Genomic DNA, 24,480 nt, shown 5'->3' on the forward strand with positions numbered 1-24,480 from the left:
CGCACCCAGTCCTACCAGGTCCCACCGACAGAACAGCAGCAGGTCCACCGACAAAACGGCAGGTGGTGGCCGCCCGGAGAGCCGGGCGGCCACCACCTGCCGTCAAACGATCCTATGAGCCGATCAGGCCTCGACGGCCTTCTTCAGCTGCTCCACCCGGTCGGTCCGCTCCCAGGTGAAGTCCGGCAGCTCACGGCCGAAGTGGCCGTACGCGGCGGTCTGCGAGTAGATCGGGCGCAGCAGGTCCAGGTCGCGGATGATCGCGGCCGGACGCAGGTCGAACACCTCGGTGACGGCCTTCTGGATCGAGAGGACCGGCACGGTCTCGGTGCCGAAGGTCTCCACGAACAGGCCGACCGGCTCGGCCTTGCCGATCGCGTACGCGACCTGCACCTCGGCGCGGCGGGCGAGGCCGGCGGCGACGATGTTCTTCGCCACCCAGCGCATCGCGTACGCGGCCGAGCGGTCCACCTTGGACGGGTCCTTGCCGGAGAAGGCGCCGCCGCCGTGGCGGGCCATGCCGCCGTAGGTGTCGATGATGATCTTGCGACCGGTGAGGCCGGCGTCGCCCATCGGGCCGCCGATCTCGAACCGGCCGGTCGGGTTGACCAGCAGCCGGTAGCCCTCGGTGACGAGCTTGATGCCCTGCTCGGCGAGCGCCTTCAGCTCCGGCTCCACGACGAACTCGCGGATGTCCGGGGTGAGCAGCGACTCCAGGTCGATGTCGCTCGCGTGCTGGGTGGAGACCACCACGGTGTCGAGGCGGACGGCCTTGTCGCCGTCGTACTCGATGGTGACCTGGGTCTTGCCGTCGGGGCGCAGGTAGGGGATGGTCCCGTTCTTGCGCACCTCGGTGAGGCGGCGCGAGAGGCGGTGGGCCAGGGTGATCGGCAGCGGCATGAGCTCGGGCGTCTCGTCGGACGCGTAGCCGAACATCAGGCCCTGGTCGCCGGCGCCCTGCCGGTCCAAGTCGTCCTCGTCACCCTCGACCCGGGCCTCGTACGCGGTGTCGACGCCCTGGGCGATGTCCGGCGACTGCGCGCCGATCGAGACGGAAACGCCGCAGGAGGCGCCGTCGAAGCCCTTCTTGGAGCTGTCGTAGCCGATCTCCAGGATCTTGTCCCGGACGAGCTGCGCGATCGGCGCGTAAGCCTTCGTGGTCACCTCGCCGGCCACGTGCACCTGGCCGGTGGTGATCAGCGTCTCCACCGCGACCCGGGAAGTCGGGTCCTCGCGGAGGAGAGCGTCAAGAATGGTGTCGCTGATCTGGTCAGCGATCTTGTCGGGGTGTCCCTCGGTCACGGACTCCGAGGTGAACAGGCGGCGAGACACAGCGCTCCCTGGGGTTGCAGCGGCTGCTGACTGAAAGGCCCCGGTCGGAACCGGGGACTTCCGGAAAGACTTGATTCCTGGAGTGTAACGGTCGGCTTCCGGGAAACGTCACGTGATTCCGGAATCGAAGACCGTGTGCCCACCCCTTGGGATCAATGGGCGCGCAGTTCTAGCCGTTCCGCGACCAGGTCCCAGACGACGTCCGCGAGAGCCTCCTTCGGGCCCACCGGAACGGGGGTCTCGGTGCCGTCCGCGCCCAGTACCACGGCCTCGTTGACGTCCTGCCCGAAGGCCTTTCCGTCCCCCACCTCGTTGACCACCAGCAGGTCGCAGCCCTTTCGCGCGAGCTTGGCGCGGCCGTGGGCGAGGACGTCGTCGGTCTCCGCCGCGAATCCCACCACCAACTGGCCCGAACGGGTGCGGTGGGCGGCGAGCTCGGCGAGCACGTCGGGGTTGCGGACGAGCGCGACCGGCGCCGGCTCGACGCCCTCGACCTTCTTGATCTTGCCGGCGGCGTAGACCGCGGGCCGGAAGTCGGCCACCGCCGCGGCCATGACCACGGCGTCCGCGTCCTCGGCCGCCTTCAGCGCCGCGTCCCGCAGTTCCAGCGCGGTGGCCACCCGGACCACATCCACCCCGGCCGGGTCGGGCAGCCCCGCGTTGGCCGAGATCAACGTCACACGCGCACCGCGGGCGGCGGCGGTCGCGGCGAGCGCGTAGCCCTGCTTGCCGGAGGAGCGGTTGCCGAGGAAGCGGACCGGGTCGAGCGGTTCGCGGGTGCCGCCGGCCGAGACCACCACGTGCCGGCCGGCCAGGTCGGCCCGCTCGCCGCCGTACCGGAGCACGGCCCGGCAGGCGTCGAAGATCGCGGACGGCTCCGGCAGCCGCCCCTTGCCGGTGTCCTTGCCGGTCAGCCGCCCGCTGGCGGGCTCCAGCACGATCACGCCCCGGCGGCGCAGCGTGGCGACGTTCTCCCGGGTGGCGGGGTGCTCCCACATCTCGGTGTGCATCGCGGGCGCCAGCACCACCGGGCAGCGGGCGGTGAGCAGGGTGTTGGTCAGCAGGTCGTCGGCGAGGCCGTGGGCGGCCCTGGCCATCAGGTCGGCGGTGGCGGGGGCGACCACGACCAGGTCGGCGTTCTGCCCGATCCGCACGTGCGGGACCTCGTGCACGTCGTCCCAGGTCTCGGTGGCCGCGGGGCGGCCGGAGAGGGCCGCCCAGGTCGCCTCGCCGACGAAGTGCAGCGCCGCCGCGGTGGGCACCACGGTGACCTGGTGGCCGGACTCGGTGAACCGCCGCAGCAGCTCGCACGCCTTGTACGCGGCGATGCCGCCGCTGACGCCGAGGACGACGCGCGGTGCGCCCGTCCGCTCCGTGCTGCCGCTCATGTCGCCTGCTCTCCTCGTGGCGGTCCCAGATGCCCGCCAACCCTACGGCCCGCCGACGATCACCCGCACAGCGGCACCCCGCCCGGCCGCCGGGAGGAACACCCGCCACCGCGGCGGGCCCCGGCCGCCGGGACAGCACGGCACCACCGGGAGCGGAAAAGACGGAGGGCCCGTCGGAGCGAACTCCGACGGGCCCTTCCGCAGACGCGGTGACGCCTCAGGCGGCCTCGATCGCCTCGGCCGTCAGCATGCCGGCGTTGATCTCGCGCAGCGCGATCGACAGCGGCTTCTCGTGCACGTGGGTGTCGACCAGCGGGCCGACGTACTCCAGCAGGCCCTCGCCGAGCTGGGAGTAGTACGCGTTGATCTGGCGCGCACGCTTGGCCGCGTAGATGACCAGGCTGTACTTGGAGTCGGTGGCCTCAAGCAGCTCGTCGATCGGCGGGTTGATGATGCCCTCGGGCGCGGTCATGGAAGAGGACACGCGAAAACCTTCCGAAAGGGTGGAAAAAAAGACAACAGGTCAGCCTACACCGAGCAAGGCTAGCAGTTCAGTGGCGACCTGCTCGACGGAGGTGTTGACCAGGGTGGTGTCGAACTCCGGCTCGGCCGCCAGTTCGATCTTGGCAGCCTCCAGCCGCTTCTCGATCACGTCCTGCGGCTCGGTGCCCCGGCCGGTGAGCCGGCGGACCAGCTCGTCCCAGCTCGGCGGAGCCAGGAAGACCAGCTGCGCCTCGGGCATGGACTCGCGCACCTGGCGGGCGCCCTGCAGGTCGATCTCCAGCAGCACGGGCTCGCCGCGCTCCAGCTTCTCCTGGACCGCGGCCCGGGGGGTGCCGTAGCGGTTGCCCGCGAAAACGGCCCACTCCAGCAGCTCGCCGTTGGCGATCAGCTTGTCGAACTCGTCGTTGTCGACGAAGTGGTACTGGACCCCGTGCTGCTCGCCCGGCCTCGGGTGGCGGGTCGTCGCCGACACCGAGAGCCAGACTTCGGGGTGCTGCTTCCTCATATGAGCGACGACCGTGCTCTTGCCGACCCCCGAGGGGCCGGAGAGCACGGTCAGCCGCGGACGCTCACTCATGCACCGATTATCCCGGATCGCGGACGATCCTGGGACCACGGGGGCACGGTCAGGCGGCACCGCCGCCGAACTCCCGCTCCAGGGAGGCGATCTGGTTCGTTCCGAGGCCACGGACACGACGGCTCTCGGAGATGCCGAGCCGCTCCATGATCTGCTTGGCGCGGACCTTGCCCACGCCCGGCAGGGACTCCAGCAGGGCGGAGACCTTCATCTTGCCGATCACGTCGTTGTCGGCCTTGCCGGCCTTGATCACCTCGTGCAGGGAGGCGCCGGAGTGCTTGAGCCGGTTCTTGACCTCGGCGCGCTCCCGGCGAGCCTCGGCGGCCTTCGCGAGCGCGGCGGTGCGCTGTTCAGGGGTAAGGGGCGGAAGAGCCACGCCGTTCACCTCAGGTGTGGATGGAAGGGATTGAACTAGGACTGTTGTGGTTCCCAGGACACCGGCCAGAGAGCGACGCGCCGCCCCTGACCTGCGAGAGCAGCAGAATTCGCGGCTCTTCGTTGACCTATCGCCGGACACTACCCGGATTGCGGCGCCGCGTCAGGAAAAGAACACGAAAAGTCCTGGTCAGCCAAGGCCGACCAGGACTTTCCGGGGCAAAATGACCGTGATTGCGAAGCTTTGGCGGCACCGATGTGACGGCGCTCACGTCGGGCCGCCGTCCCGCCTCCCCCGTCGCAACCCGTCACGGGGGTGCTGCGGAGCGTCCGCCGGGGCGAACCCCGCGACACCGCCCGCTACTTGACCGCTTCGGCGTACTCCTGGACAAAACGGTCGGCGGCCGAACGCAGCGCCTCCACCGAGGGGCCGTGCTTCAGCACGTCCCGGCTGACGCTCGGGACGACGTTGCGCACCGAGGCGCCGAACACCCGCGGCAGATCGGCCATCGTCGCGCCCTGCGCCCCGATGCCGGGGGCCAGCAGCGGGCCGTTGATCGCCAGGTCCACCCCGGCGTCGGCCAGGGTCGCGCCGACCACCGCGCCGAAGGAGCCCAGCGGCTCGGCCCCGGCGTTCTCCCCGGCCAGCTGGCGCAGCACCGAGGCGGCGACCGGCTCGCCGTCGGCGCCGACCGCGCGCTGCACCTCCGCGCCCTCCGGGTTGGAGGTGAGCGCCAGCGCGAACACGCCCGCGCCGCTCGCCCGCGCCAGGTCCAGCGCCGGGCGCAGCGAGCCGAAGCCCAGGTAGGGGCTGACCGTGACGGCGTCCGAGAACAGCGGGCTGCCGGGCGCCAGGAAGGCCTCCGCGTAGGCGGCCATGGTGGAGCCGATGTCGCCGCGCTTGGCGTCCATCAGGACGAGCGCGCCGGCCGCCCTGGCCTCCTCGACCGACCGCTCCAGGACGGCGACGCCCCGGGAGCCGAAGCGCTCGTAGAACGCGGCCTGCGGCTTGAGCACGGCGACCCGGTCGGCCAGCGCCTCGACCACGGTGCGGCTGAAGGTCTCCAGGCCCGCGACGGTGTCCTCCAGGCCCCAGGCGGCGAGCAGGGAGGCGTGCGGGTCGATGCCCACGCAGAGCTGGCCGCGGGTGTCGAGGGCGTGGCGCAGCCGGGCGCCGAAGGGGGCGAGGGTCATGACGTCCTTCCGGAGGGGCGTGGGAGAAGAGGCGTGGGAGGAGGGGTTCAGGCGGCCGTGCGGTCGTCGACGGCGCTGCCGACGGCCGCGGCCAGGCTGCGGAAGCCGCCGGCCCGCAGGCGCGCCGACAGGCCCTTGTGGATGCGCCGGCACCAGAACGGGCCCTCGTAGACGAAGGCGCTGTAGCCCTGCACCAGGTCGGCACCGTGGACGATCCGCTGCCAGGCGTCCTCGGCGGTCTCGATGCCGCCGACCGACACCAGCGTCAGCCGGCCGCCGGTACGGGCGCGCAGCCGCTGGAGGACCACCAGCGCGCGCTCCTTGAGCGGGGCGCCGGACAGTCCGCCCATGCCGATCTCCGCGACCCGGGCGGCGTCGCTGCGCAGGCCCTCGCGGCCGATGGTGGTGTTGGTCGCGATGATGCCGTCCAGGCCCAGTTCCAGGGCCAGGTCGGCGACCTCGTCGATGTCCTCGTCCGCCAGGTCGGGGGCGATCTTGACCAGCAGCGGCACATGGTGCGGGGTGGTGCGGTCGGCGGCCTCGCGCACGGCGCTCAGCAGCGGGCGCAGGTGCTCGACGGCCTGGAGGTTGCGCAGCCCGGGGGTGTTCGGCGAGCTGACGTTGACCACCAGGTAGTCGGCGAAGCGGGCGAGCCGCTCGGTGGACTTCACGTAGTCGGCGACCGCGTCGGCCTCCTCGACCAGCTTGGTCTTGCCGATGTTGACGCCGACGACCGGGGTGGAGCTGGTGTGCGGGCGCGCGGCCAGCCGGGCGGCGACCCGGGCCGAGCCCTGGTTGTTGAAGCCCATCCGGTTGATCAGCGCGCGGTCCTCGACCAGGCGGAACAGTCGCGGCTGCGGGTTGCCGGGCTGCGCCTCGCCGGTGACGGTGCCGATCTCGACGTAGTCGAAGCCGATCATCGACAGGCCGTCGATGCCGACCGCGTTCTTGTCGAAGCCGGCCGCCAGGCCGAACGGTCCCGGCAGGGCGAGGCCGAGGGCGTCGGTGCGCAGCGCCCGGTCGCGCGGGGCCAGCACCAGCCGGACGAGGCCGCGCAGGCCGGGCACCGAGGAGGCCAGCCGGATCCAGAAGAAGGCCAGGTGGTGGGCCTTCTCCGGGTCCATCTTCTTGAACACGAGGTCGAACAGCAGCTTGTACACAAAGTCCTCCCAGGGCATGGAAGTGGGGGGCACCCGGCGGTACTGGTGCCCCCCACTGCGGTGGTGCTAGTTGGCGCGGCCGGCGTTGATCAGCTCGGCGTGCTCCTGGAGCGACATGACGCCGACCTCGTCGCGCAGCAGCCGGTCGATGCCCTGGACGGCGGCGCCCATGGCCTGGACGGTGGTCAGGCAGGGCACCGCGCGGGCGACGGCGGCGGTGCGGATCTCGTAGCCGTCGAGACGGCCGCCGGTGCCGTACGGCGTGTTGATGATGAGGTCGACCTCGCCGTCGTGGATCAGCTGGACGATGGTCCGCTCGCCGTTCGGGCCCTCGCCCTCGCTGTGCTTGCGCACCAGCGTGGACGGGATGCCGCCGCGCTGGAGGACCTCGGCGGTGCCGGCGGTGGCGAGCACCTCGAAGCCCAGGCTGACCAGCGCGCGGGCCGGGAAGACCAGGTTGCGCTTGTCGCGGTTGGCGACCGAGACGAAGACCTTGCCCTTGGTCGGCAGCGCGCCGTAGGCGCCGGCCTGGGCCTTCGCGTAGGCGGTGCCGAAGACCCGGTCCAGGCCCATGACCTCGCCGGTGGAGCGCATCTCCGGGCCGAGGACGGTGTCCACGCCGCGGCCGTGGACGTCGCGGAAGCGGCTCCACGGCATCACGGCCTCCTTGACCGCGATCGGGGCGTCGGCCGGCAGGGTGCCGCCGTCGCCCTCGGCCGGGAGCATGCCCTCGGCGCGCAGCTCGGCGATGGTGGCGCCGAGCGAGACCCGGGCGGCGGCCTTGGCCAGCGGCACCGCGGTCGCCTTGGAGGTGAACGGCACGGTGCGCGAGGCGCGCGGGTTGGCCTCCAGGACGTACAGGATGTCGCCGGAGAGCGCGAACTGGATGTTGATCAGACCGCGCACCCCGACGCCGCGGGCGATGGCCTCGGTGGAGGCGCGCAGCCGCTTGATGTCGTACCCGCCGAGGGTGATCGGCGGCAGGGCGCAGGCGGAGTCGCCGGAGTGGATGCCGGCCTCCTCGATGTGCTCCATGACGCCGCCGAGGTACAGCTCGGTGCCGTCGTAGAGGGCGTCGACGTCGATCTCCACCGCGTCGTCGAGGAAGCGGTCGATCAGCACCGGGTGCTCGGAGATCAGACCGGCGTGCCGCTCCAGGTAGGAGGCGAGCGACTCCTCGTCGTAGACGATCTCCATGCCGCGTCCGCCGAGCACGTAGGACGGGCGGGCGAGCACCGGGTAGCCGATCTCGTCGGCGAGGGCCTTGGCCTCCGCGAAGGAGAAGGCGGTGCCGTGCTTGGGGGCGGGCAGGCCCGCGTCGCGCAGCACGCGGCCGAAGGCGCCGCGCTCCTCGGCCAGGTCGATGGCCTCCGGCTGGGTGCCGACGATCGGCACGCCGTTGTCCTTGAGCGCCTGGGCCAGGCCGAGCGGGGTCTGGCCGCCGAGCTGGACGATCACACCGGCGAGCGGTCCGGCCTGCTTCTCGGCGTGGACGATCTCCAGCACGTCCTCCAGGGTGAGCGGCTCGAAGTAGAGCCGGTCGGAGGTGTCGTAGTCGGTGGAGACGGTCTCCGGGTTGCAGTTGACCATGACGGTCTCGTACCCGGCCTCGGCGAGCGCGAAGGAGGCGTGCACGCAGGAGTAGTCGAACTCGATGCCCTGGCCGATGCGGTTCGGGCCGGAGCCGAGGATGATCACCGCGGGCTTGGTGCGCGGGGCGACCTCGTTCTCCTCGTCGTAGGACGAGTAGAAGTACGGGGTCTTGGCCGCGAACTCGGCCGCGCAGGTGTCGACGGTCTTGAAGACCGGGCGGATGCCCAGCGCGTGCCGGACCTCGCGGACGACGTCCGGGCGCAGGCCGCGGATCTCGCCGACCTGGTGGTCGGAGAAGCCGTGCCGCTTGGCGTGGCGCAGCAGCTCGGGGGTGAGCTCGGGGGCCTCGGCCAGCTCGGCGGCGATCTCGTCGAGCAGGAAGAGCTGGTCGACGAACCACGGGTCGATCTTGGTGAACTCGAACACCTCGTCCGGGGTGGCCCCGGCGCGGATGGCCTGCATCACGGTGTTGATCCGGCCGTCGGTCGGCACGACCGCCTTGGCCAGCAGCTCGGCCTTGTCGCCGACCGGGCCGACCCAGGTGAACTGGGAGCCCTTCTTCTCCAGCGAGCGCAGCGCCTTCTGCAGCGCCTCGGGGAAGTTGCGGCCCATGGCCATGGCCTCGCCGACCGACTTCATGGTGGTGGTGAGGGTGGCGTCGGCGCTCGGGAACTTCTCGAACGCGAACCGCGGGACCTTGACCACGACGTAGTCGAGGGCCGGCTCGAAGGAGGCCGGGGTCTGCTCGGTGATGTCGTTGGGGATCTCGTCGAGGGTGTAGCCGACGGCCAGCTTGGCGGCGATCTTGGCGATCGGGAAGCCGGTCGCCTTGGAGGCCAGCGCCGAGGAGCGGGACACCCGCGGGTTCATCTCGATGACGATGACCCGGCCGTCGTCGGGGTTGACGGCGAACTGGATGTTGCAGCCGCCGGTGTCGACGCCGACCTCGCGGATCACGGCGATGCCGATGTCGCGCAGGATCTGGTACTCGCGGTCGGTGAGCGTCATCGCCGGGGCGACGGTGATCGAGTCACCGGTGTGCACGCCCATCGGGTCGAAGTTCTCGATCGAGCAGACGACCACGACGTTGTCGTTCTTGTCGCGCATCAGCTCCAGCTCGTACTCCTTCCAGCCGAGGATGGACTCCTCCAGGAGCACCTCGGTGGTCGGGGAGAGCGTCAGGCCCTGGCCGGCGATGCGGCGCAGCTCGCCCTCGTCGTGGGCGAAGCCGGAGCCGGCGCCGCCCATGGTGAAGGAGGGGCGGACGACGACCGGGTAGCCGCCCAGGGTGTCGACCCCGGCGATGACCTCGTCCATGGTGTGGCAGATGACCGAGCGGGCGGACTCGCCGTGGCCGATCTTGGCGTTGACGGCCTCGACCACGCCCTTGAACAGCTCGCGGTCCTCGCCCTTGTTGATCGCCTCGACGTCGGCGCCGATCAGCTCGACGCCGTACTTCTCCAGCGTGCCGGCGGCGTGCAGGGAGATCGCGGTGTTGAGCGCGGTCTGCCCGCCCAGGGTGGGCAGCAGGGCGTCGGGGCGCTCCTTGGCGATGATCTTCTCGACGAACTCCGGGGTGATCGGCTCGACGTAGGTGGCGTCGGCGATCTCCGGGTCGGTCATGATCGTCGCCGGGTTGGAGTTCACCAGGACGACCCGCAGGCCCTCGGCCTTGAGGACGCGACACGCCTGCGTGCCCGAGTAGTCGAACTCGGCGGCCTGGCCGATCACGATCGGGCCGGACCCGATGACCAGGACGGACTTGATGTCGGTGCGCTTAGGCACGCTGGCCCTCCATGAGCTCAACGAAACGGTCGAAGAGGTAGGCCGCGTCGTGCGGGCCGGCAGCCGCTTCGGGGTGGTACTGCACGCTGAAGGCGGGCACGTCGAGCGCCTGGAGGCCCTCCACCACGTCGTCGTTCAGGCAGACGTGGGAGACCTCGACCCGCCCGTACGGGGTGTCGCTGACCTTGTCCAGCGGCGCGTTCACGGCGAAGCCGTGGTTGTGGGCGGTCACCTCGACCTTGCCGGTGGTGCGGTCCTGCACCGGCTGGTTGATGCCGCGGTGGCCGTACTTGAGCTTGTAGGTGCCGAAGCCCAGCGCGCGGCCGAGGATCTGGTTGCCGAAGCAGATCCCGAAGAACGGGGTCTTCCGCTCCAGCACGCCCTGCGCCACCGCGACCTGGTGGTCGGCGGTCGCCGGGTCGCCCGGACCGTTGGAGAAGAACACGCCGTCGGGGTCGACGGCGTAGACGTCCTCGATCGTGGCGTTGGCGGGCAGCACGTGCACCTCGATGCCGCGCTCGGCCATCCGCTGCGGGGTCATCGCCTTGATGCCGAGGTCCAGGGCGGCGACGGTGAAGCGCTTCTCACCGATCGCGGGCACCACGTACGGCTCGGTGGTGGCGACCTCGGCGCACAGGTCGGCGCCCTTCATCTCGGGCGAGGACTGCACCTTGGCGAGCAGCGCGGCCGGGTCGGCCAGGGCCTCGCCGGAGAAGATGCCGCAGCGCATGGCGCCGCGCTCGCGCAGGTGGCGGGTGAGCGCCCGGGTGTCGATGCCGCTGATGCCGACGACGCCCTGGTTCACCAGCTCCTCGTCCAGCGAGCGGCGGGAGCGCCAGTTGGAGGCGACCCGGGAGGGGTCGCGGACGACGTACCCGGCGACCCAGATCTGCTTGGACTCGTCGTCCTCGTCGTTCCAGCCGGTGTTGCCGATCTGCGGGGCGGTCATCACGACCACCTGGCGGTGGTACGAGGGGTCGGTGAGGGTCTCCTGGTAGCCGGACATGCCGGTGTTGAAGACGGCCTCGCCGTAGGTCTCGCCGGTCGCGCCGTAGGCCTGGCCCCGGAAGGTCCGGCCGTCCTCCAGGACGAGCACAGCGGGCACACGCTCCCGCCGTTGGCGCTGCGTGGTGGGGGCAGGTGCGGTCATGACGCGGCCTCTTCCGTCTTCTTCGTCGTCGTACGTGTTGCGAGTTGAGCGACCGCCTCGACCCAGGCGGCGTGCTCGTCCGGGTGGTCGGCCCGGAAACCGGAGTCCAGCTCCGTGCCCTCGTGCGCCCAGGTGACGACGAGGAGCCCGGACGGGACGACCTTGCCGGCGATCCCGGAGTCCGTCCGGGCACCGGTCAGGTGCTCGGCGGGGATCCAGAAGTCGACGTCACCCGGGCGCTGCACCAGCAGGCCGTTCTCGCCGAGGGTCAGATCGGCGCGGCTGCGGGTGCCCAGGCCGTGCGCGACGACCCGGTCGAGCCAGTTCCCGGCGGTGGTGGTGCCGTGGTACCGGCCGCTGGTCTCCAGGATGGTCCGGCCGGCGCGCTCCGGCACGGCGGGGAGCGGCGGGATCCCGGACTGCAGGGTGCGGCGCCAGTTCCAGCCCTGGCGCATCAGCCAGTAGACGAGGCCGATGACCAGCAGCAGGCCGACCGTCCAGCCGATGTACCCGGGCCAATTGGTCACCCTGGCCTGCTCCTGGGCCAGCAGCGCCGCGGCGCCCCCGGTCGTGGAGCTCACGCGAGACCGCCCTGCTCGACCAGCTCGCCGGCCAGCACCGTGGCGCGGCCGCGCAGGAAGGTGGCGTGCACCCGTCCGGGCAGGTCGAGGCCCTTGTAAGGGGTGTTGCGGGAGCGCGTGGCGAAGCTGTCGGGGTTCACGGCACCACGGTACGCGGGATCGAACAGCACCAGGTTGGCGGGCTCACCCACCGAGACCGGCCGGCCCTGCCCCGCGAGGCGGCCGATCCGGGCCGGGCGGTGCGACATCCGGTCGGCGACGCCCTCCCAGTTCAGCAGGCCGGTGTCGACCATGGTCTGCTGCACCACGGACAGCGCGGTCTCCAGGCCGACCATGCCCATCGCGGCCACGGCCCACTCGCAGTCCTTGTCCTCGGCCGGGTGCGGCGCGTGGTCGGTGGCGACGGCGTCGATGGTGCCGTCCGCCAGCGCCTTGCGCAGCGCCTGGACGTCCTCGGCGGTGCGCAGCGGCGGGTTGACCTTGTACACCGGGTCGTAGGAGCGGACCAGCTCGTCGGTCAGCAGCAGGTGGTGCGGGGTGACCTCGGCGGTGACGTCCCAGCCCTTGGCCTTGGCCCAGCGGACGATCTCGACCGAGCCGGCGGTGGAGACGTGGCAGATGTGCAGCCGGGAGCCGACGTGCGCGGCGAGCAGCACGTCACGGGCGATGATCGCCTCCTCCGCGACGGCCGGCCAGCCGCCGAGGCCGAGCTCGCCGGAGACCTGGCCCTCGTTCATCTGGGCGCCCTCGGTCAGCCGGGGCTCCTGCGCGTGCTGGGCGACGACACCGTCGAAGGCCTTCACGTACTCCAGCGCGCGGCGCATCATCACCGCGTCGTCGACGCACTTGCCGTCGTCGGAGAAGACCCGGACGCCGGCGGCGGACTCGTGCATGGCGCCCAGCTCGGCGAGCTTCTTGCCCTCCAGGCCGACGGTGACGGCGCCGACCGGCTGGACGTCGCAGTAGCCGGACTCCTGGCCCAGCCGCCAGACCTGCTCGACCACACCGGCGGTGTCGGCCACCGGGAAGGTGTTGGCCATGGCGTGGACGGCGGTGAAGCCGCCCTTGGCGGCGGCGCGGGTGCCGGTGAGGACGGTCTCGGCGTCCTCGCGGCCGGGCTCGCGCAGGTGGGTGTGCAGGTCGACCAGGCCGGGCAGGACGATCAGCCCGGTGGCGTCGATCTCGATGTCCGCCGTGGCGTCCAGGGCGGTGCCGATCGCCGCGATCACGCCGTCGACGAGGTGGAGGTCCTGCGGAGCGCCACCGAGGATCTGGGCGTTGCGGATCAGGTAGGTGGTCACTTGGCGCTCTCCACGGAGTCGGTGCGGGGGGTGTCGGTGAGGGTGGCTCCGCCGAGCAGCAGGTAGAGCACGGCCATCCGGACGGAGACGCCGTTGGCGACCTGCTCGACCACGGTGCAGCGCGGGGAGTCGGCGACCTCGGCGGTGATCTCCATGCCGCGGACCATCGGGCCGGGGTGCATGACGATGGCGTGCTCGGGCAGCCGGGACATCCGCGGGCCGTCCACGCCGTAGCGGCGGGTGTACTCGCGCTCGGTGGGGAAGAACGCGGCGTTCATCCGCTCGCGCTGGACCCGCAGCATCATCAGCGCGTCGGTCTTCGGGAGCACGCTCTCCAGGTCGTAGCTGACCTCGCAGGGCCAGTTCTCGATCCCGATCGGCAGCAGGGTCGGCGGGGCGACGAAGGTCACCTGGGCGCCGAGCGTGGTGAGCAGGTGGACGTTCGAGCGGGCCACCCTGCTGTGCAGGATGTCGCCGACGATGGTCACCCGCCGCCCGGCCAGGTCGTTGCCGGCCCCCGGGTTGAGGTGACGGCGCATGGTGAAGGCGTCGAGCAGGGCCTGGGTGGGGTGCTCGTGGGTGCCGTCACCGGCGTTGATGACGCTGCCGTGCAGCCAGTCGGACTGGGCCAGCCGGGCCGGCGCGCCGGAGGCGTGGTGCCGGACGACGACCGCGTCGGCGCCCATCGCCTGGAGGGTCAGCGCGGTGTCCTTGAGGCTCTCGCCCTTGGAGACCGAGGAGCCCTTGGCGGAGAAGTTGATGACGTCCGCGGAGAGCCGCTTCTCGGCGACCTCGAAGGAGGTCTTGGTGCGGGTCGAGTCCTCGAAGAAGAGGTTGACGACGGTGCGGCCGCGGAGGGTGGGGAGCTTCTTGACGGCCCGGCCGGACAGCTGGGCGAGTTCCTCGGCGGTGTCCAGGACGAGCAGCGCGTCGTCGCGGGTGAGATCGGCGGCGGACACGAGATGGCGCTTCACGCGGGTTACTCCGGGAGGTGCGATTCGGTGGCCTGAGCGGCCAGGGCCTGGGAGGAGCGCGCCGCGAAGTCGCGGTCGCCGACGAGCACGGCGTCCACGCCGTCGCGGTCGGACAGGCGCACCTGGACGGCCTCGCGCAGCGAGGTGGGGAGGTTCTTGCCCACGTAGTCGGCGCGGATCGGCAGCTCGCGGTGGCCCCGGTCGACGAGGACGGCGAGCTGGACCGCGCGCGGCCGGCCGATGTCGTTCAGGGCGTCGAGCGCGGCGCGGATGGTGCGGCCGGAGAAGAGCACGTCGTCGACGAGAACGACCAGCCGGCCGTCGATGCCGCCGGGCGGGATCTCGGTGTGCTCCAGGGCGCGGGCGGGCTTCAGCCGCAGATCGTCCCGGTACATCGTGATGTCCAGGGTGCCGAGCGGGATGTCCTGGTCGGTGATCTGGGCGAGCCTGGCGTGCAGCCGCCGGGCGAGGTGGACACCCCTGGTGTGGATGCCCAGCAGCACGACGTCCTCGGCGCCCTTGGCGCGCTCGACGATCTCGTGCGCTATCCGGGTGATGACCCGGGCGATGTCCGTGCCGTCCAGCACTTGGTGCGGCGGCCTCGGTGCGGATTCCTGGTGTGCGGTCATGCCGAAGCGGACCTCCTTCCCCGCCTCACGGGACGGGTCTTAAAGGATGTCGGGAGACCCCCGCCGACCTGCGGCGCGGGCTCCGGTCATCCTACCAGCGTGATTCTGCGGCCAACCGACGGCCATCGTTCCGCTTCCCCTGGTTCACGTGCCGGACGCACCCCTGATGCGGCCCATTCGCACGACTGCCCCATTCGGCTTGACGCAACTACCTCACTCTACGTAACCTCACAGTGAGTTACGAGACGGACGTCGAACCCACCGGTAACGGCGTCGGCAATCGCCCGTGACCCACCACTGAACGCGAAGCAATCTCGTCCGGGGAGATCAATGTCCAGCGACTACGCGAAGCAGCTCGGAGGCAAGCTCCGAGCCATCCGCACCCAGCAGGGGCTCTCCCTGCACGGTGTCGAGGAGAAGTCCCAGGGGCGCTGGAAGGCAGTGGTCGTCGGCTCGTACGAGCGTGGCGACCGTGCGGTCACCGTGCAGCGGCTGGCCGAACTGGCGGAGTTCTACGGGGTCCCGGTACAGGAGCTGCTGCCCGGCGGTACGCCCGGCGGCGCGGCCGAGCCGCCGCCGCGCCTGGTCCTCGACCTGGAGAGACTGACCCAGGTCCCGTCCGAGAAGGCCGGCCCGCTGCAGCGCTACGCGGCGACCATCCAGAGCCAGCGCGGCGACTACAACGGCAAGGTGCTGTCGATCCGCCAGGACGACCTGCGCACCCTGGCCGTGATCTACGACCAGTCGCCGTCGATCCTCACCGAGCAGCTCATCTCCTGGGGCGTGCTCAACCCCGACGCGCGCCGTGCGGTGCGCGAGGAGGAGACGGGCTGAGTCCCGGCCCCCGGTTCCCGGCTCCTCGGTTCGCGGCCCACGAAACAGGAGCGGGAACGGCTCGCACCAGCAGAAACGTCACGGCGCGGCACCCCGCACAGGGTGTCGCGCCGCGGCGTTCCCGAGCGGCCGTCCCGACGCCCGCCCGTGTGCCCGTTCCCGTGCTCAGCAAACCGTCTCCAGCCGGTAGCCCGGCTCGGCCGCCACGCCGTCCAGCCGCACCGGACCGGCCGAGGGCGTCCACACCTGCCCCTCGCTGGCCCAGGCCCAGGCGGTCGGCCGGTACTCCCCGCAGGCCGCCGCGGAACCCTGCGCGCCGTGCAGCACCGCAAGACCGGGCAGCCCCCGGGCCAGCCCGGCGCAGAGCACCGCGCAGAGCAGTTCGAGGTCCTCGTCGTTGATCCGCACCACGCCGTCCTCCCACTGGAGCACCCGGGCCGCCGCGGTCAGCCGCCCGCCGGGGGCGTCCACCGACAGCCGCAGCTCGTAGACGCCGCAGCCGGCCCCCAGCAGCATCCGGCGGAACACCTCGGCGCCCTGCTCGTAGGCGCCGCGCACGGCCTCGTCGCGCTCCCCGTGGAGGCGGCCGTCGAGCAGCAGGTCGGCGTGCCGCAGCGTCAGCCCGTTCTCCCGGGCCCGCACCAGCCGCGGCAGGAAGTCGCCGACCAGCTCCTCCCCTTGATAGGCCAACAGCTGGGTCTGCAGCGGCGGGTTGACCAGGTAGCGCTCGCGGGCGGCCGGCTCGGCCGGGTCGAGGCCGTGCAGCAGACAGAACTCGGCGAAGTCCTGCGGGTGGAACATCCGCGCCCGGACGGTGTCGAAGCGCCGCCGGGCGTCGGCGAGCAGCTCGGCGGTCTCGGCCAGGTACCGCTCGTGGTCGGGGGCGTCCGACAGCTGCCAGGCGCGGGCCTCCTCGAAGTCCGCCTCGCTGGTCAGCACCCCGATCACGAAGGCCTGGCCGGCCCCCTCGGACCGCTGCCGCTCGCAGCCCTCGGCCCGCTCGGCGGCGGTGCGCGGACGGACCCGGGGGCGGTGGCCGGCGGCGGTGCAGTCGGGGGTGCGGCGGGCGCGGCCGTTGCGGCTCATCGGGGCTCCTCGGGCGGGGCGGGCGGGTCGGCGGCGGGTGCACCGCCGACCTTGTCCTCCCCCGCCCCGCGTGGCGCACACGTACGACGTGTCACAGGACTGTAACCGAGGGTGAATCGGATGTTTGGAGTCACGCACGGTTGTGCGCCCGAGCGGTCGCGCCCCGCGCATCCGCCCCGCGCGAGGCGCCGTCGTCACACCCCGTGCCCACCCGCTCACACCATTTCAGCCACCCACGCCCGCGCACGCCCCCCGAACGAGCGCCCCCGGAAGAGCGCGAGTCCCCCGAGGCCCCACGAAGGAGGCGAGCGGGCGACCCCCGCCCCGAGCCGAAGGGGCGCGCCGGTGCCGAAAGGGAGAGCGCAAGAAGGCCCCTGAGGAACGAAGGGGCATCGGAGCGCCGACCGTCGGCACCGGACAAGAGCGCCCCGGAGGCGAGCGGGCGAATTACCTGGGCACGCGGGCCAGTTGCCGGGACTGCGCGACCAGGCGCCCGGCCTCGTCCCAGACCTCCGCGTCCTCCTCGAAGTACCCGCCCGCCAGGTTCCGGGTCGCGTGCACGACCCGCAGCCAGCCCGGGGCGGGCTTGGCCCGCAGATGCACCGTCAGCTCCACGGTCGGCGCCCAGCCCGGCATGCCGAGGTCGAAGGTGACCGGCGGCAGCGCGTCGGCGACCAGCAGGAGCAGCAGCGGGTCGGGCTCCCGGCCGTCGGCGAGCCGGAACCAGCCCTGGATCCGGCCGGTGCCGGACGGCTGTCCGAGCGCCCAGCCGATGGTCGCCGGGTCGAGCCGCAGGTCGAACCGCTCCAGCAGCGCGGCCTGGGCGATCAGCTCCTTGGGCGCGTGCTCGACGCCGATGCACTGGTCCGGCGGCGGCAGCTGCGGCGGGGTGGCGCTGGTCCGCACCTCGCCGTCGTGGGTGGCGAGGTCGCCGTGGGTGGCGAGCACCCGCAGCCGTTCCACACCGTCCTGGCTGAGCGAGGCGGTGCCGGTGGAGAGCGTGCGGCCGGTGCGGACGACGTCGGTGCGCACGGTGGCCGGCCCGGGGGTGGCGGCGGAGAGGTAGTAGCCGCTGATCGACACCGGGTCGGTGTGGCTCGCGCTCTCCGGGCGGGCGGAGTGCGCGAGCGAGAGCGCGTGGCCGGCGACGGCCAGCAGCAGTCCGCCGTTGACGCCGCCGCCGATCTGCCAGCCGGCGCCGAGGTCGCCGTCGTACCGGCCGGGCTCGTCCTGGTGCGGGGTGAGGGCGATGCCCTGGTCGAACTCGCTGCGGATCGCCGTGGTCATGGGGGGTGGCCTGCCCTTCACTACGGGGTCGCCGACGGGCGTGGGCCGCCGGAACATGAGGTTACTGACGAGTAGGGCCACCATACGCCGAACGGGTGAACACGCCGAACGGCCGCCGGACCGTTTCCGGTCCGACGGCCGTCGGTACAGGTGCGCGCCTCAGCGGCGGATGCTCGGCTTGAGCTCCATGAAGCGGGCCAGCAGACCGTTGACGAACGCCGGGGAGTCGTCCGTGGAGTACTCCTTGGCGATCTCCACCGCCTCGTCGACGACGACCGCGTCCGGGACGCCGTCCTCCCAGATCAGCTCGTAGGTACCGAGCCGCAGGACGTTGCGGTCCGCGATCGGCATCCGGTCGAGCGTCCAGCCGACGGCGTACTGCGAGATCAGATCATCGATCCGGCGGGCGTACTGGACGTACCCCTCGACCAGCTCCATGGTGTACTCGCCGACCTGCGGAGTGCCCTCGTCCGGCTTGGGCTCCCGGGCCCGGGCCACCCAGTCGGCGAGGACCGTCAGCGGGTCGACCCCACGGTGGTCGGCCTCGAACAGGATCTGGAAGGCTCGCGTGCGGGCCTTGGTGCGTGCGGACGACACGGACTTACTTCACCCGGCCGAGGTAGCTGCCGTCGCGGGTGTCGACCTTGACCTTCTCGCCGGTGGTCACGAAGAGCGGGACCTGGATCTCGGCGCCCGTCTCCAGCGTGGCCGGCTTGGTGCCACCGGTGGAGCGGTCGCCCTGGACGCCCGGCTCGGTCTCGGCGATGACCAGCTCGACGGCGGCCGGGAGCTCGATGTAGAGCACCGCGCCGTCGTTCACGGCGACGAGCGCGTCGAAGCCCTCGAGCAGGTACTTGGCGGCGTCACCGACGACGACCGGCTCGATCGTCAGCTGGTCGAAGGTGTCCATGTCCATGAACACGTAGTTCTCGCCGTCCTTGTACGAGAACTGCATGGTGCGCTTGTCGACGTTGGCGGTCTCGACCTTGGTGCCGGCGTTGAAGGTCTTGTCGACGACCTTGCCCGTCAGGACCTCCTTGAGCTTGGTGCGCACGAAGGCCGGGCCCTTGCCGGGCTTGACGTGCTGGAACTCGACGACGGACCAGAGCTTCCCGCCGTCCAGCTTGAGGACCATGCCGTTCTTGAGATCGTTCGTGGAAGCCACGGGCGCACTAACTCCTGGATATAGCTGTCAAGGAACCAAGGGGTCGCGTCCTGGGACACACCCGTGTCACAGGGCGAGGAGCTCCTTGGTGGTGATGGTGAGCAGCTCGGGCCCGCCCTCCTCAAGGGGGCGAACGACGAGCGTGTCCTCGATCCGGACCCCGCCGCGTCCCGGGAGGTGGACCCCCGGGCCGACAGTGACCGGCACGCGGCTGTCCAGTTTACCCATGTCCGTGGGGCCGAGACGCGGTGCCTCCCGGATCTCCAGCCCGATGCCGTGGCCGACCGGGTGCGGAGAGGTCTCGGTGTGCCCGGCGGACTGCAGAATCTCCCGCGCCGCCTGGTCGGGCACGTGCTGCTCGACCCCCGGGCCGAGCGCCTCCCGACCGGCCCGCTGGGCCCGGAACACCAGCCGGTGCAGCTCGACCTGCCAGGGGGCCGGGGCCGCGCCGATCACGAAGGTCCGGGCGGTCGAGACGCCGTAGCCCCGGTACCGGGCGCCGAGCACCACGGTCAGGAAGTCGCCCTCCTCGACCCGGCGGTCGGTGGGCTGGTGCGCCTGCTGGCCGGAGTGGCTGCCGGTGCCGACCGAGACCGGGAACGCCGCGCGGTCCGCGCCGTGGTCGATCATCCGGCGCTCCAGCTCCATCGCCAGGTGCCGCTCGGTCCGGCCGACCAGGATCGACTCCAGCAACTCGCCGAGCGCCTGGTCGGCGATCTCCGCGGCGATCCGCAGATCGGCGATCTCGTACTCGTCCTTGACCACCCGCAGCCGCTCGACCGCCTGTCCGACGTCCGCCAGCCGGGTGCCCTCGACCAGCCCGGCCACGGCCCGGTGCCGGGTGACCGTCAGGTCGTGCTCCTCCACCGCCAGCCCGGCCACCCGCAGCCCCGCCGCGGCACCGGCGGCGGCCAGCGCGGTGTCCGCCCCGGCCGCCACCTCCAGCCGGGTCACCTCGGGCGAGATCAGGTGCTCCCCGGTGTCGTCCGGCGGCAGGTCGTCGGGCAGTGCCAGCACCGCCCGGTCCCGGGTCAGCAGCAGGGTCGCCCCGCACGGCGGACACCCGGTGAGGTACCGCACGTTCGCCGCCCGGGTGATCAGCGCCGCGTCGGTCCCGGACGCACTGCAGTGCTCCCGCAACCGCTCCCGCCGGCCCGCGTACGCATCAGCCATGCGTCGAGCCTACGAACCCCGCCCCCGATCCGCCCGCCGAACGCCCCCACCCGGGCCCGGGCGGGACTACCCGGGGCCGCCGGCGGGGGTCTGGGCGGCGGCCTGGGTGGCGGTCGGGGCGGGGGCGGTGACCGGGGCGGCGGCCCACTTCTTCTCGACGCCGGCCAGGCGCCAGTAGGCGATGGCGGCGCCCCAGACCACGACGAACAGGCCGACGATGGCGTAGCCGACGTTGTCCAGGGTGATGTCCGCGATCCAGCCGGTCACCGGGTCGGTGAGGTCCAGCTTCTCGTGCAGGACGCCGACGAGTTCGATGGTCCCGATGATGAACGCCACCGCGATGGACAGACCGGTGATGGTCAGGTTGTAGTACACCTTGCGCACCGGGTTGGAGAACGCCCACTGGTAGGCGAAGTTCATGAAGGTGCCGTCCAGGGTGTCGAACAGGCTCATGCCGGCCGCGAACAGCAGCGGCAGGCAGACGATCGCGTACCAGGGCAGGCCGGAGGCCGCGCCGGAGCCCGCCATCACCATCAGGGTGACCTCGGTCGCGGTGTCGAAGCCCAGGCCGAGCACCATGCCGACCGGGAACATCTGGCCGGGACGGGTGATCGAGCGGGTGGCCCGGTTCAGCACCCGGGCCAGCAGACCGCGCGAGTTGAGGTGCTCCTCCAGCTCGGCCTCGTCGAACCGGCCCGCCCGCATCGAGCGGAAGACCTTGAGGATGCCGAACAGCGCGGCCAGGTTGAGCGCGCCGATCAGGTAGAGGAAGACCCCGGAGGCCGAGGTGCCGACCACGCCGAGCCACTGGTGGGTGGTGGACTCGTCGTCCATCAGGGTGCTGGCCAGCTGCGCGCCGCCCGCCACCAGGGCGGCCATCAGCACCACCATCGAGGAGTGCCCGAGCGCGAACCAGAAGCCGACCGAGACCGGCCGCTTGCCGTCCGCCATCAGCTTCCGGGTGGTGTTGTCGATCACCGCGATGTGGTCGGCGTCGAAGGCGTGCCGCATGCCGAGGGTGTACGCGGTGATGCCCAGGCCCACCCCGAAGACCTGGGTGCCCACCTCGTACTTCTCCGGCGCGACGAGGAAGATCAGCGTGCCGAAGGCCACCACGTGCATGGCCAGGATCACGCCCATCAGGCCGGCCGTCCGTACGGTGTCCTCCCGCCGCCATCGGAAGGTGGGCAGGGCGGTGGGCGCCGCCGGGGCGGCGACGGTTTCGGGCAGGGTCATCCTGGGATCACGCTCCAGCACCTCGTGGAAACACTTCGTGAGATGCCGCGGCCGGTCTCCTGGCTGACGGGGCTCCCGTACCCGCCTTCCCGAGCGCGCGAGGCGCCCAGTGGCGACGTGGGTACGGACACTTCCCCCCGATCACAGTGGCGAGGGCCGCTCCGGACTGGGACCCCTGAGGGTCCGTCACCGGTCTTCCCGAGCACCACGGCGGGCAACACCGTAGGCGGCGGGCGGTGACCCTTGCAAGGCTGCGCACCTGCGCAGGTGTCCAGGATCACAGCGTCCCGCCTGCGAGAATGGCCCGTATGCATCTCGTACCGGCCGACCGCGCGGGCCACCGCACCATCGACGGGCACCGGGTCTGCGAGGCCATCGCGGCGATCGGCGACACCGCCCGCGTCCGCTCCTGGGCCGAGCGCTTCTCGCTGCTCGCCGACCCCGGCCGTCTCGCCCTGCTGCTGGCGCTGCACCGCACCGGGCCGCTCGCCGTCTCCGACCTGGCGGTCGCCACCGGCATGCGCGACCCCGCCGTCTCCCAGGCCCTGCGGCTGCTGCGGACGGCCGGGGCGGTGACCGGCGAGAAGGAGGGACGTGTCGTGCGCTACCGGCTCGTGGACGCGGATCTGCGCCCCCTGCTGGACGCGTGCGCCGTCGACACCCCCGAGCACCACGAGCACGACGACCAGCACGAGCACGGCGAGCACCAGGGGCACCACGAGCACGACGCCGCGACCGGCTGACCCCGCCCGGCCAACGGCCCGGTCAGCGGCCCGGGGTACCGGCCGGCTGGCAGGACGGGCACCAGAACAGATTGCGGGAGGCGTGCTCCTCGGCCCGGACCTCGGTGGCGCAGACCAGGCACGGCATCCCGGCCCGCCGGTAGACGTACACCTCGCCGCCGTGGTCGTCGACCCGCGGCGGGCGGCCCATCGCCTCCGGGGTGTGCTCGGGGCGCACGGTGTCGATCCGGCCCGCGCCGACCCCCTCCCGCATCAGCGCGACCAGGTCGGCCCAGATCGCGTCCCACTCGGCCCGGAGCAGCTCGCGCCCCGCCCGGTGCGGATCGATGCCGTGCCGGAACAGCACCTCGGCGCGGTAGACGTTCCCCACCCCGGCCAGCACCTTCTGGTCCATCAGCAGGGCGGCGACCGTCGTCCGGCTGGCGGCCATCCGCCGCCAGGCGGCGTCCGGGTCCGCGTCGGCGCGCAGCGGGTCGGGGCCGAGCCTGGCCGCCACCGCGGCCTTCTCGGCGCCGGTGATCAGCGCGCAGGTGTTGGGGCCGCGCAGATCGGCGACGTGCTCGTCGTTCTCCAGCCGCAGCCGGACCAGGCCGACCGGCGGCGGCACCGGGCCGTCGCCGAGCGCGGCGAAGGTGAAGCCCCCGTACAGGCCGAGGTGGATGTGCACCCAGGCGTCCTCGCCGAAGCCGAGGAACAGGTGCTTGCCGACGGCCTCCGCCGCCTCCAGCTCCCGTCCGTCGATCAGCTCGGCGCCGTCCGCGAACCGCCCCTGCGGGCTGCTGGCCCGGACCGCCCGGCCGCCGAAGGCGCGGTGGTTCTCGGCGGCGAGACGGTGGATGATGTGGCCTTCCGGCACGGGCGCGGCTCCCCCGGTCGAACGTTCAGGACCCGTCCATCATCGCAGTCGGCACCGACACACCCGCCGGGCGAACGGGCTCCTCAGCGGACCGGGATGCCCATCAGCCGGGCCAGGATCACCCGGTCCAGCTCGGCGGCGGTGGCGGCCACGTCGAGCTGGGAGTTGTCGATGATCGGCAGCCCGGAGTTGTACCAGCCGGCCATCCGGCCGTGGATCCGGGCCACCTCCTCGTCACCGAGCCGGCGGTTCCCGCTGCGCCGGGCGTTGCGGTGGAGCACCGAGTCGAGGCTGGGCAGCAGCACCACCGGGATCATGCCGGGCCCGATGTGCCGCTTCCAGCCGCCGAGGCCGATCGCCGGGCGGTCGGGGAAGACCGCGTCGTCGATGATGCAGGAGATGCCGTTGGCGAGGTAGTTGCGGCAGGCGAAGCCACAGGTCCGGCGGGCCAGCCGGTACTGCGCCTCGGAGGCGTTGTTCCAGCCGGACTGCGGGTTGGCGAAGCCGGACTGCACCCACTCCCGGACGTCGTCGAGGCTGATGTGCGCGGTCGGGGTGGGGCGGCGCTCGGCCCAGTGGCGGGCGACGGTGGTCTTGCCGGCGCCGGCCGGACCGATCAGCAGCACCGCGATCGGGCCGGCGGGCGCGTGCTGCTGCGGCTGCCGGGCGGGCAGCTGGACGGGCGCGCCGGAGGGCAGCAGGAAGTGCCCGGTGGAGCCGGCGGGCACCGGGGCCGGCGCGGGCGGCGCGGCCGGAGCCGGGGCGGGCGCGGGCGCCGGGGCGGGCACCGGACCGGGCGGAGGGGACGGCAGCACCGGCAGCGGAACGGTCGGCGGCCCCGAGGAGTCCGTCGACGCCGTCGGGACCGTCGAGGCCCCCACCGGAACGATCAGTGGAACGGACACCGGCACGGGCACGGGCAACGGAACGACCATCGGAACGGGCACCGTCCCGGCCGCCACCGGATACCCCGGCACCGGCGGAGCGACGGGACGTGGGGGGACGGATCCACCCCCGGCGTACTGCGTCACGGCACCTCCCGACTTCCTTCAGCGGGACACTACACGGCGGTGCGGCGGTGGACACAGCCCACCGCCGCACCGCCGCCGGTCATCGACCGGGCCGGCGTCAGCCCGCGGCGAGCTGCTCGGCGAGCGCCCGCAGGGCCAGCTCGTACGAGCCGATCCCGAACCCGGCGATCGTCCCGGAGGCCACCGCGGCGATCACCGAGGTGTGCCGGAAGGTCTCCCGCGCGTACGGGTTGGAGATGTGCACCTCGACCAGCGGCGCGGTGCGCTGCGCCGCGGCGTCCCGCATCGCGTACGAGTAGTGGGTGAACGCGCCCGGGTTGATCACCACCGGCACCCGGCCGTCGGCGGCCTCGTGCAGCCACTCCACCATGCGCTGCTCGGAGTTGGTCTCGTGCACCTCGACCTCGAGGCCGAGCTCCTGGCCGAGCGCGGTGCAGCGCTCGACCAGCCCGGCGTACGAGGTGGCGCCGTAGACGTCGGGCTCGCGGCTGCCCAGCCGGCCCAGGTTGGGGCCGTTGAGCACCAT

23 protein-coding genes, 1 pseudogene and 1 riboswitch are annotated in these 24,480 nt (G+C 72.2%); of the genes and pseudogenes, 2 read left to right on the forward strand and 22 right to left on the reverse strand.

Annotated elements, in window-relative coordinates; genetic code table 11:
* Positions 1-123 precede the first annotated feature (123 nt).
* The 13 genes from metK to pyrR all read right to left on the reverse strand — a co-directional run bounded on the left by metK (position 124) and on the right by pyrR (position 14,543).
* Complete coding sequence (gene metK / locus ACW14Y_RS10095) at positions 124-1,332, reverse strand: methionine adenosyltransferase (protein WP_380309937.1); 1,209 nt, start codon at positions 1,330-1,332, stop codon at positions 124-126.
* Between the two features lie 152 nt (positions 1,333-1,484).
* Positions 1,485-2,720 (reverse strand): bifunctional phosphopantothenoylcysteine decarboxylase/phosphopantothenate--cysteine ligase CoaBC, encoded by a 1,236-nt coding sequence (gene coaBC, locus ACW14Y_RS10100; protein ID WP_380309939.1) that lies wholly within the window; start codon positions 2,718-2,720, stop codon positions 1,485-1,487.
* Positions 2,721-2,937: 217 nt separating this feature from the next.
* A complete protein-coding gene (gene rpoZ / locus ACW14Y_RS10105) occupies positions 2,938-3,204 on the reverse strand; it encodes a DNA-directed RNA polymerase subunit omega (RefSeq protein WP_030240625.1) in 267 nt (88 codons plus the stop codon).
* A gap of 39 nt (positions 3,205-3,243) precedes the next feature.
* The gene (gmk, locus tag ACW14Y_RS10110) at positions 3,244-3,801 is read right to left on the reverse strand and encodes a guanylate kinase (RefSeq protein ID WP_043471804.1); all 558 of its coding nucleotides are present in this window, start codon (positions 3,799-3,801) and stop codon (positions 3,244-3,246) included.
* 49 nt (positions 3,802-3,850) lie between these two features.
* Positions 3,851-4,177 (reverse strand): integration host factor, actinobacterial type, encoded by a 327-nt coding sequence (gene mihF, locus ACW14Y_RS10115; protein WP_030056187.1) that lies wholly within the window; start codon positions 4,175-4,177, stop codon positions 3,851-3,853.
* A gap of 359 nt (positions 4,178-4,536) precedes the next feature.
* Positions 4,537-5,370 (reverse strand): orotidine-5'-phosphate decarboxylase, encoded by an 834-nt coding sequence (gene pyrF / locus ACW14Y_RS10120; protein WP_380309941.1) that lies wholly within the window; start codon positions 5,368-5,370, stop codon positions 4,537-4,539.
* A gap of 47 nt (positions 5,371-5,417) precedes the next feature.
* Positions 5,418-6,530 (reverse strand): quinone-dependent dihydroorotate dehydrogenase, encoded by a 1,113-nt coding sequence (locus ACW14Y_RS10125; protein ID WP_380309943.1) that lies wholly within the window; start codon positions 6,528-6,530, stop codon positions 5,418-5,420.
* A gap of 66 nt (positions 6,531-6,596) precedes the next feature.
* On the reverse strand, positions 6,597-9,908 hold the full coding sequence (gene carB / locus ACW14Y_RS10130; RefSeq protein WP_380309945.1) for a carbamoyl-phosphate synthase large subunit: 3,312 nt from the start codon (positions 9,906-9,908) through the stop codon (positions 6,597-6,599).
* Positions 9,901-11,058, reverse strand: coding sequence for a glutamine-hydrolyzing carbamoyl-phosphate synthase small subunit (gene carA, locus ACW14Y_RS10135; RefSeq protein ID WP_380309947.1), 1,158 nt, complete (start codon positions 11,056-11,058; stop codon positions 9,901-9,903). Before carA ends, carB begins: the two co-directional genes overlap by 8 nt.
* Positions 11,055-11,639 carry a PH-like domain-containing protein gene (locus tag ACW14Y_RS10140; RefSeq protein WP_380309949.1) on the reverse strand — a complete coding sequence of 195 codons (585 nt, stop codon included), beginning with the start codon at positions 11,637-11,639 and terminating at the stop codon, positions 11,055-11,057. The genes carA and ACW14Y_RS10140 overlap by 4 nt, the downstream gene beginning before the upstream one ends.
* Positions 11,636-12,940, reverse strand: coding sequence for a dihydroorotase (locus tag ACW14Y_RS10145; protein ID WP_380309951.1), 1,305 nt, complete (start codon positions 12,938-12,940; stop codon positions 11,636-11,638). Before ACW14Y_RS10145 ends, ACW14Y_RS10140 begins: the two co-directional genes overlap by 4 nt.
* On the reverse strand, positions 12,937-13,914 hold the full coding sequence (locus tag ACW14Y_RS10150; RefSeq protein ID WP_030396070.1) for an aspartate carbamoyltransferase catalytic subunit: 978 nt from the start codon (positions 13,912-13,914) through the stop codon (positions 12,937-12,939). Before ACW14Y_RS10150 ends, ACW14Y_RS10145 begins: the two co-directional genes overlap by 4 nt.
* 5 nt (positions 13,915-13,919) lie before the next feature.
* Positions 13,920-14,543: a bifunctional pyr operon transcriptional regulator/uracil phosphoribosyltransferase PyrR gene (gene pyrR / locus ACW14Y_RS10155; RefSeq protein WP_030396069.1), complete on the reverse strand. Its 624-nt coding sequence runs from the start codon at positions 14,541-14,543 to the stop codon at positions 13,920-13,922.
* Positions 14,544-14,873: 330 nt separating this feature from the next.
* On the opposite strand from pyrR, the gene bldD reads away from it, so the two are divergent.
* A complete protein-coding gene (gene bldD, locus ACW14Y_RS10160) occupies positions 14,874-15,377 on the forward strand; it encodes a transcriptional regulator BldD (RefSeq protein ID WP_030300254.1) in 504 nt (167 codons plus the stop codon).
* A 165-nt stretch (positions 15,378-15,542) separates the two neighbouring features.
* Here the strand turns inward: bldD and ACW14Y_RS10165 are convergent, their stop codons facing one another.
* From ACW14Y_RS10165 to nicT, 6 genes are all read right to left on the reverse strand, one after another.
* Entirely contained in the window at positions 15,543-16,463 is a 921-nt protein-coding gene (locus ACW14Y_RS10165) for a hypothetical protein (protein WP_380309956.1), read from the reverse strand.
* Positions 16,464-16,910: 447 nt separating this feature from the next.
* Complete coding sequence (locus ACW14Y_RS10170) at positions 16,911-17,750, reverse strand: thioesterase family protein (protein ID WP_456986595.1); 840 nt, start codon at positions 17,748-17,750, stop codon at positions 16,911-16,913.
* Between the two features lie 159 nt (positions 17,751-17,909).
* Positions 17,910-18,347: a transcription antitermination factor NusB gene (gene nusB, locus ACW14Y_RS10175; protein ID WP_380303867.1), complete on the reverse strand. Its 438-nt coding sequence runs from the start codon at positions 18,345-18,347 to the stop codon at positions 17,910-17,912.
* A 4-nt stretch (positions 18,348-18,351) separates the two neighbouring features.
* Positions 18,352-18,915 (reverse strand): elongation factor P, encoded by a 564-nt coding sequence (gene efp, locus ACW14Y_RS10180; protein ID WP_266275326.1) that lies wholly within the window; start codon positions 18,913-18,915, stop codon positions 18,352-18,354.
* Between the two features lie 66 nt (positions 18,916-18,981).
* Complete coding sequence (locus ACW14Y_RS10185) at positions 18,982-20,088, reverse strand: M24 family metallopeptidase (protein WP_380303870.1); 1,107 nt, start codon at positions 20,086-20,088, stop codon at positions 18,982-18,984.
* A 66-nt stretch (positions 20,089-20,154) separates the two neighbouring features.
* A complete protein-coding gene (gene nicT, locus ACW14Y_RS10190; RefSeq protein ID WP_380303872.1) occupies positions 20,155-21,324 on the reverse strand; it encodes a Nickel transporter NicT in 1,170 nt (389 codons plus the stop codon).
* Positions 21,325-21,356: 32 nt separating this feature from the next.
* Positions 21,357-21,549: riboswitch (cobalamin riboswitch) on the reverse strand.
* 83 nt (positions 21,550-21,632) lie between these two features.
* Between nicT and ACW14Y_RS10195 the strand changes: the two are divergent.
* Positions 21,633-21,968: pseudogene (locus ACW14Y_RS10195) on the forward strand (ArsR/SmtB family transcription factor); the annotation flags it as partial.
* Positions 21,969-22,089: 121 nt separating this feature from the next.
* Here the strand turns inward: ACW14Y_RS10195 and ACW14Y_RS10200 are convergent.
* From ACW14Y_RS10200 to aroQ, 3 genes are all read right to left on the reverse strand, one after another.
* A complete protein-coding gene (locus ACW14Y_RS10200) occupies positions 22,090-22,923 on the reverse strand; it encodes an Fpg/Nei family DNA glycosylase (protein WP_380303874.1) in 834 nt (277 codons plus the stop codon).
* 83 nt (positions 22,924-23,006) lie between these two features.
* Entirely contained in the window at positions 23,007-23,858 is an 852-nt protein-coding gene (locus ACW14Y_RS10205) for an AAA family ATPase (RefSeq protein WP_380383736.1), read from the reverse strand.
* Positions 23,859-24,051: 193 nt separating this feature from the next.
* The gene (gene aroQ / locus ACW14Y_RS10210; protein ID WP_380383960.1) at positions 24,052-24,480 is read right to left on the reverse strand and encodes a type II 3-dehydroquinate dehydratase; all 429 of its coding nucleotides are present in this window, start codon (positions 24,478-24,480) and stop codon (positions 24,052-24,054) included.

The sequence above is a fragment of the Kitasatospora sp. cg17-2 genome, assembly GCF_054031055.1.